Annotated in this window: 4 protein-coding genes; 2 read left to right on the forward strand and 2 right to left on the reverse strand. The window is 69.1% G+C overall.

The window, feature by feature from the left end:
- Together H0U68_RS24245 and H0U68_RS24250 are read right to left on the reverse strand one after the other, a co-directional pair.
- On the reverse strand, window positions 1-1,068 hold a 1,068-nt coding region (locus tag H0U68_RS24245), incomplete at its 3' end, for an indolepyruvate oxidoreductase subunit beta family protein (RefSeq protein WP_296359588.1).
- The gene (locus H0U68_RS24250; protein ID WP_296359591.1) at window positions 1,065-3,254 is read right to left on the reverse strand and encodes an indolepyruvate ferredoxin oxidoreductase subunit alpha; all 2,190 of its coding nucleotides are present in this window, start codon (window positions 3,252-3,254) and stop codon (window positions 1,065-1,067) included. The genes H0U68_RS24250 and H0U68_RS24245, both read right to left, overlap by 4 nt.
- A gap of 83 nt (window positions 3,255-3,337) precedes the next feature.
- Between H0U68_RS24250 and H0U68_RS24255 the strand changes: the two genes are divergently transcribed.
- Both H0U68_RS24255 and H0U68_RS24260 read left to right on the forward strand, forming a co-directional pair.
- Window positions 3,338-4,231, forward strand: coding sequence for a LysR family transcriptional regulator (locus H0U68_RS24255; RefSeq protein ID WP_296359593.1), 894 nt, complete (start codon window positions 3,338-3,340; stop codon window positions 4,229-4,231).
- Window positions 4,232-4,844: 613 nt separating this feature from the next.
- On the forward strand, window positions 4,845-6,974 hold a 2,130-nt coding region (locus tag H0U68_RS24260), incomplete at its 3' end, for a calcium-binding protein (protein WP_296359594.1).

Consider the following 6,974-nt stretch of genomic DNA (forward strand, 5'->3'; position numbering starts at 1 on the left):
GGCGAACTCCGGCAGGCCGGGCTTGAAATGGTCGTACACGCGCAGCAGGTCGCCATCGCGCGCCTTGACCTCGCGCTGCACGCGCGCGGCGCGCGCCGCGCGGCTTTTCAGGTCGGCCACCCGCACGATGTCGTCGAACGCCATCCACAGCGCCAGCCAGCGCGCGGCCTCGCGCGTGGTGGCGAAGGCGTGCTGCGCCTGCGGGTCGGCCGCCTGCTCGGCCGCGAGGATGCCGCGCAGGCGCCGCAAATACAGCTCGGCATACCAGCGGCCCTGGTAGTCCACCAGGCGTGCGTAGCCGAGCGACGCCATCTCCTGGACTGGAGCGGGGAATTCGGATGCGGGTCCTGCAGCCGCCGGTGCGGGCAATGCGGCAGGTGCGGCCTGCGCCGGTGCGCTTTCCTGCGCCACACGCGCGAAGCCGTTGGCGAAGCCGCGCAGGCTCGCCTCGGCCGCACCGCCGGATGTGCGCACCACCGCTTCGTAGTCGGTGCGCGCGAACGGGAACACGCCGCTGCCGGCAATGGCGCCCAGCATCACGGCGCTGACGATGGTGCCGGCTTCGCGCGCCGCGCCGGCCATGTCGAACACCTGCTGGGCACGGCTGAAGGCGCGCACCAGCTGCAGCAGCGCGTCGGCATCGGCGCGGCCGTCGCCCGGCTCCATGCGCTCCTGCATCGTCAGCGTGCGCGCCGACGAGGTGATGACCAGCGTGCGCTCCGGCGAGGCCATGCCGCTGCCGACCTGGCGCGCGGTTTCAAGCAGCTCCGACGACAGCAGCGCGTCCAGCGCGCCTGGAACCGGGTTCAGGCTGAACACCGGCCGCCGGCCGCCCAGCTCCGCCAGCGGCACCGGAAACACTTCCAGGTAGTAGGTGGTGGCGCCGGTGCGCTGCGCCACGCCGGGAATCGAGGTGCTCTGCGCCGCGTAGCCGGCGTGGCGGGCGATGTCCACCAGCCACTCGGTCAGCACGCCGCCGCCTTCGCCGCCCAGGCCGCAGATCAGCAGGCAGATGGGCTGCCGGTGCCGCGTGTCGGGGTGTGTCGCCGTGGTCATGCCGGTGGTCATGCCGGCTGCAGCGCGCGCACCATGGCGCCGCGCAGGCTCTCGAACAGGCGTTCGTGCCAGCGCGGGTTCTGGATCACCTCGGCGCGGTAGAAGCTGGGGCACAGCGTGGCGGCGTGGGCGTTCTCGCCGCACAAGCCGCAGCCCACGCAGCCGTCGATCACCGTGGCCACCGGGTCCACCTTCAGCGGGTCGGGGTTGTCCTTCAGCGTGAGCGTGGGGCAGCCCGAGAGGCGGATGCAGGCATGGTCGCCATTGCACACGTCCTCGTCCACGCCGTACTTCACGCGCACCACGCGCTTGCCTTTTTTCAGCAGGCCGGCGATCCACGGCTTGATGCGGCGCTGGCGCTCCAGCTGGCACTCGCCTTCGGCCACGATCACTTTCAGGCCGTTGAAGTCCGACGTGAAGGCCTCGGTCAGCGTGGCGCGCATCTTTTCCACGCCGTAGGTGTGCACCGTGCGCAGCCACTGCACGCCCATGCCCTTCAACGTGGACTCGATGGTCTGGTTGGTGTGCGCCAGGCTGTCCGATTTGTCGCCGCCCAGCCGGGCGTCCGTGCGCGGCGTGGAGATGATCTCCTGCGTGCCGGTGGCCGAGGTGTAGCCGTTCTTGAAGATCAGCAGCACCGCGTCGCTGCCGTTGAACAGCGCGCTCTGCACGCCGGTGAGCAGGCCGTTGTGCCAGAAGCCGCCGTCGCCCATGATGGCGAGCGCGCGCCGCTGCATCATCGGCGACACGCCGGCGCGGCTGGCCAGGCTCATGCCGTAGCCCAGGATGGAGTGGCCCATGGAGAACGGCGCGAAGGTGCCGAACGCATGGCAGCCGATGTCCGCCGCGATGTGCACGGGGCCGATCTGCTGCTGCGCCAGCTTGAGCGCGGAGAACACGGGCCGCTCGGGGCAGCCGATGCAAAAGCCGGGCGGGCGGATCGGCAGCGGTGCTGCGAGCAACGCGCCGGCCGCCTTGCGCCGATGCGCCAGATCGGTCAACCAACGCACCCCGTTCGGGCTGGGCTTGTCGCAGCCCTGCGCGTGCCCTTCGACAAGCTCAGGGCGAACGGAAATAGCGGATGCCAGGTACTCCAGCAGCCCCTGCGCCAGCACTTCCACCGTGTATTCGCCGGCCAGCGGCAGCAGGTCCTTGCCGTGCAGCCGCGTTTGGATAGCGCGCCGGCGCAGCAGCGTTGCGATTTCCTGTTCGATGTATTCCGGCTGGCCTTCCTCCACCACCAGCACCGCGTCCTTCCCGATGCAGAAGTCGCCGATCTGCTCGGGCACCAGCGGGTAGGTGACGTTCAGCACCAGCAGCGGAATGTCGGTTTCGCCGAACGCGTCAGCCAGGCCCAGAAGCTGCAGCGCGCGCATCAGCGCGTTGTAGACGCCGCCCTGCACCACGATGCCCAGATCGGTGCGGCGCCCGGGCATCAGCTCGTTGAGGCCGTTCTCGGCGATGTACCGGCGTGCGGCGGGAATGCGCTGCTCGTACTTGAGCTTTTCCTGGCGGAAGGTCACGGGCGGGTGCGCCAGCCGCATGTAGTCGAACGCAGCCGGTTCTTCCAGCAGCGCGCGCGTGGAGATCGCCGGCGCCACGTTGTCCCTGGTGTCGAAGCTGCCGCGCACGTGGCAGGCGCGGATACGCAGCTCCAGCAGGGCGGGCATGTTGGACGCCTCCGACAGCCGGAAGCCTTCCTCCACCATGCGGACCATCACGCCCAGGTCGGGGCGCGGGTCGAGCAGGCACATGCCGGACTTGAGCGCGTAGGCGTGCGTGCGTTCCTGGATGACGGAAGCGCCTTCGCCGTAGTCCTCGCCCACCACCACCAGCGCACCGCCGCTGACGCCCGGCGACGACAGGTTGGACAGGGCGTCGGCCGCCACGTTGGTGCCGACGATGGACTTCCAGGTGACAGCGCCGCGCAGCGGGTAGTGGATGGACGCGCCGAGCATGGCCGCGGCCGAGGCCTCGTTGGGGCATGCCTCCACGTGCACGCCCAGTTCGTCCATGTAGCCCTTGGCCTGCACCATCACGTCCATCAGGTGCGACACCGGCGCGCCCTGGTAGCCGCCGACGTAAGCCACGCCGGACTGCAGCAGCGCCTTGGTGATCGCCAGGATGCCCTCCCCATGGAAGGTGTCGCCGGCGCCCAGGCGCAGCGATTCGATTTCCTTGCTGAACGAAACTTCCATGCACTGCCTTTCGGGGAGCCGGCAGTGTCGTCGTGGGTGCTTCATCAATCAATACAATGAAGCGACTAAGCAGTATTCATCCAATGCATCTCAGAGACATCGACCTCAACCTGCTGCGCCTGTTCGACGCGGTGCACCGCGCGGGCAGCGTGAGCCGCGCCGCGGAGCTCCTGGACCTGACGCAGCCGGCGGCCAGCCAGGGCCTGGCGCGGCTGCGCTCGCTGATCCACGATCCGTTGTTCGTGCGCGCGGCCGGCGGCGTGCGGCCGACGCCCAAGGCGGAACGCCTCGCCGTGCCGGTGCGCGAGGCGCTCGCCATGCTGGAGCAGGCGCTGGGCGAATCGGCCGGCTTCGATCCGGCCGCATCGCAGCGCACCTTCCACATCCACATGAGCGACATCGGCGAGGCGCGCTTCCTGCCGCAGCTGATGGTGGCGCTGCGCGAGCACGCGCCAGGCGTGCGGGTGGAGACGCGGCCGCTGCCGCGCGACGTCGTGGCCGAGGCGCTGCACAGCGGCAAGGTCGACGTGGCCCTCGGCTTCCTGCCGATGGTGAAGGACACGCAGCGGCTGCAGCTGCTGAAGGACCGCTACGTGGTTCTGCTGCGCCGCGGCCACCCGTTCGCGCGCAAGCGCCACACCGGCCGCGCGCTGCTGCGGGCGCTGCGCGAGCTGGAGTTCGTGGCGGTGCGCGCGCATGCCGACACGCTGCGCATCGTGCAGCAGCTGCAGCTGCAGGACCGGCTGCGGCTGGTCACCGAGCATTTCATGGTGCTGCCCTCGATCGTGGCGGCCACGGACCTCGCGGCCATCATGCCGCGCAACATCGCGCAGGGTTTCGACGACGGCTATGCCATCGTCGAGCCGGCCTTCCCGCAGCGCGAGTTCACCGTCAGCCTGCACTGGAGCAGGCGCTTCGAGGCGGATGCCGGCAATCGCTGGCTGCGCGAGAAGATCGCGCAACTGTTCGCCGAGTAGCGCCGCGCACGCTGCGCCGGCGCCGGCGGGCTGGGTGGCGGAGGTGGCAGGCGCCGCGCTGGAAGCAGCCTGGCGCGCCACCGCCTTCAGCTCGCCGGAGAGTTTGGCGGTGCGCCGCTGCTGCTCCACCAGTTGCGCCGCGTTCGGCGCCGACGTTGAAGATCTGGATCACGCCCTTTTCGTCGGTGGCGATGCTGGAGAAATAGGCACTTTTGAAGATCGCATCCTGCAAGGCGCCGGTCTTGAGCAATGCCTCCTGGCGCTGGATTTCGCCGGCGCCGTGACTGTCGCTGCTGTCGGGCATAGGGGCTTTCGCTCCGAAGGCTGCGGAACGACCGCCGGCCAGCAATCGGCTGGAACGAAAGTCCAGTGCCGGAACGACTGCAACTGCAAAGTATGCGCACTTGCAGTCCTGGCTCAGGAGGTATGTTTCGTATACGAACCATCGCCGGGTGTGCCATGGGACTTCAAATCAGCTTGGCGGCTCAAGCACAGCGGTCAGCGCAGACACAGCAATTCGATCGCACATTTCTTACGCGTGGCAACGTGGGGTTCCCCACAAATTGACCGGGTGCCGGCCAAATGGGAGTTTTGCCTTGCAGGACGAACAACCATGAATATCCCAACCCCCGGAAACGACACCCTGAGCGGGTCGGCCGGCGACACCCTGGCCGGCGGACTGGGCGATGACCTGTACCAGCTCGGTTCGCACGACATCACGGTCATCGAACAGCCCGGCGAGGGCAACGACAAGATCGAGCTGCGCGACGACACGTACACCGGCGTCATCGCCGTGCCGCTGAACGTGGAAACGCTGGTCCTGATCGGCCGCTTCAACAACATGCAGGCACAGGGCAATGCGCAGGACAACGCCATCTATGGCAACAACACCGGCAACGACACCATCGACGGCGGCGCCGGCAACGACTACATCCAGGGCGACTTCGCCTATTTCTACGGCTCCAATTCGTGGTCCAGCTGGACCGGCAACGACCTGCTGCACGGAGGCGACGGCAACGACGTTCTGTGGGGCGACCAGCGCGCAGGCTTCGGCAACGGCAACGACACGCTGTATGGCGATGCCGGCAACGACACGCTGTACGGCGAGGGCGGCAACGACCTGCTGTACGGCGGCGAGGGCAACGACCTGCTGACGGGCGGCGAGACGATGGCCGGCGGCGCGGGCGACGACAGCTACCTGCTCGCGCGCTATGGCGGCATCGGCACGGTGGTGGAGAGCCCCGTGGCTGGCGAGACCAACACCATCCAGCTGGGCGCCGGCGTGCTGCCGTCGCAGGTGGACCTGGCGCGCGAAGGCAACGACCTGGTGTTCCGCATCACCGGCTATGCGTCCAGCCAGCTCGCGGTGAAGGACTACTTCGCCGCTTCCACGCCGCCGGTCGCGCGCGCGGTGTTCGAGGATGGCACGGTGTGGGACGCCAGCGTCTTCGCAGCCGCGCCCAACGGGGCCAGCCAGCAGGGCCTTTACGTCGTGGGCACCGCGTCCGCCGATAACCTCGAGGGGCGCGCCGGCAACGACACCTTCGACGGCATGGCCGGCTGGGACAACATCGCGGGCGGCGGCGGCGACGACTATCTGCTGGGCGGCGGCGGCAACGACAACCTGAGCGGCGGCGACGGCAACGACCGGCTGGACGGCGGCTTCGACAACGACAACCTGAGCGGCGGCGCCGGCAACGACACGCTGATCGGCGACCAGGGCTACGACGTTTTCCAGGGCGGCGCGGGCGACGACGTGATCGATCCTGGCACCGACTACAACCGCCTGTCGTTCTTCGTCGGCGACGGCCACGACGTGGTGCGCGGCCTGCCGGGGTCCACGAACATCTACGTGAGCGGGCTGGGCATCGACCTGGCAAGTTATTTTTACTACGTGCCGAACGCGCCCGTGCGCGGGCTGCAGGCCAGCGAGCTCGCATTCACGCGCGCGGGCGACAACCTGGTGATCACGGTGAAAGCCAACGGCGAGTCGATCACGGTGGAAGGCTGGTTCGTGCCGGATGCCGCCGGCAATTACCAGCAGCTCGAACTGCAGACGACCGACCACGACTGGTACAACGCCGACATCCTCGCGGCCATGGCGTCGGGCCAGGGCGAAGGCGGCGGCGGCACGCCCGGCACGCCTGGAACGGTGGGCACCGAAGCGGCCGACACGCTGGCCGGCACCGCGGGCGACGACCTCCTGTGGGGCCGCGGCGGCAACGACCTGCTGCAAGGCGGCGCGGGCAACGACTTCCTCAACGGCGAACTGGGCAACGACAGCCTGGTGGGCGGCACGGGCGACGACATGCTGATCGTCGACAGCACGGGCGACGTGGTGACCGAGCTGGCCGGCGAAGGCAGCGACACGGTGCAGAGCTACGTCGACTACACGCTGGGCGCCAACGTCGAGAACCTGGTGCTGATCGGCGACATCGCGCGCACCGGCACCGGCAACGGCGGCGACAACCGGATCACCGGCAATGCGCAGGCCAACCGGCTGGACGGCGGCAACGGCGCGGACACGATCGACGGCGGCGGCGGTGCCGACACGCTGCTGGGCGGCCGCGGCGCTGACGTGCTGGTGGTGCGCAGCGGGCTCGAACATGTGGACGGCGGCGCGGGCAGCGACGTGCTGCGCATCGATGCCGCGCTTGCCGCCTGGAACGTGGGCGCGCTTGCGAACGGCACGATCGCCGGCATCGAAACCATCGACCTGCGCAACGGCACGGCCACGCAGCTG

Source organism: Ramlibacter sp. (assembly GCF_013697775.1).
Classification (GTDB): Bacteria; Pseudomonadota; Gammaproteobacteria; order Burkholderiales; family Burkholderiaceae_C; genus Ramlibacter.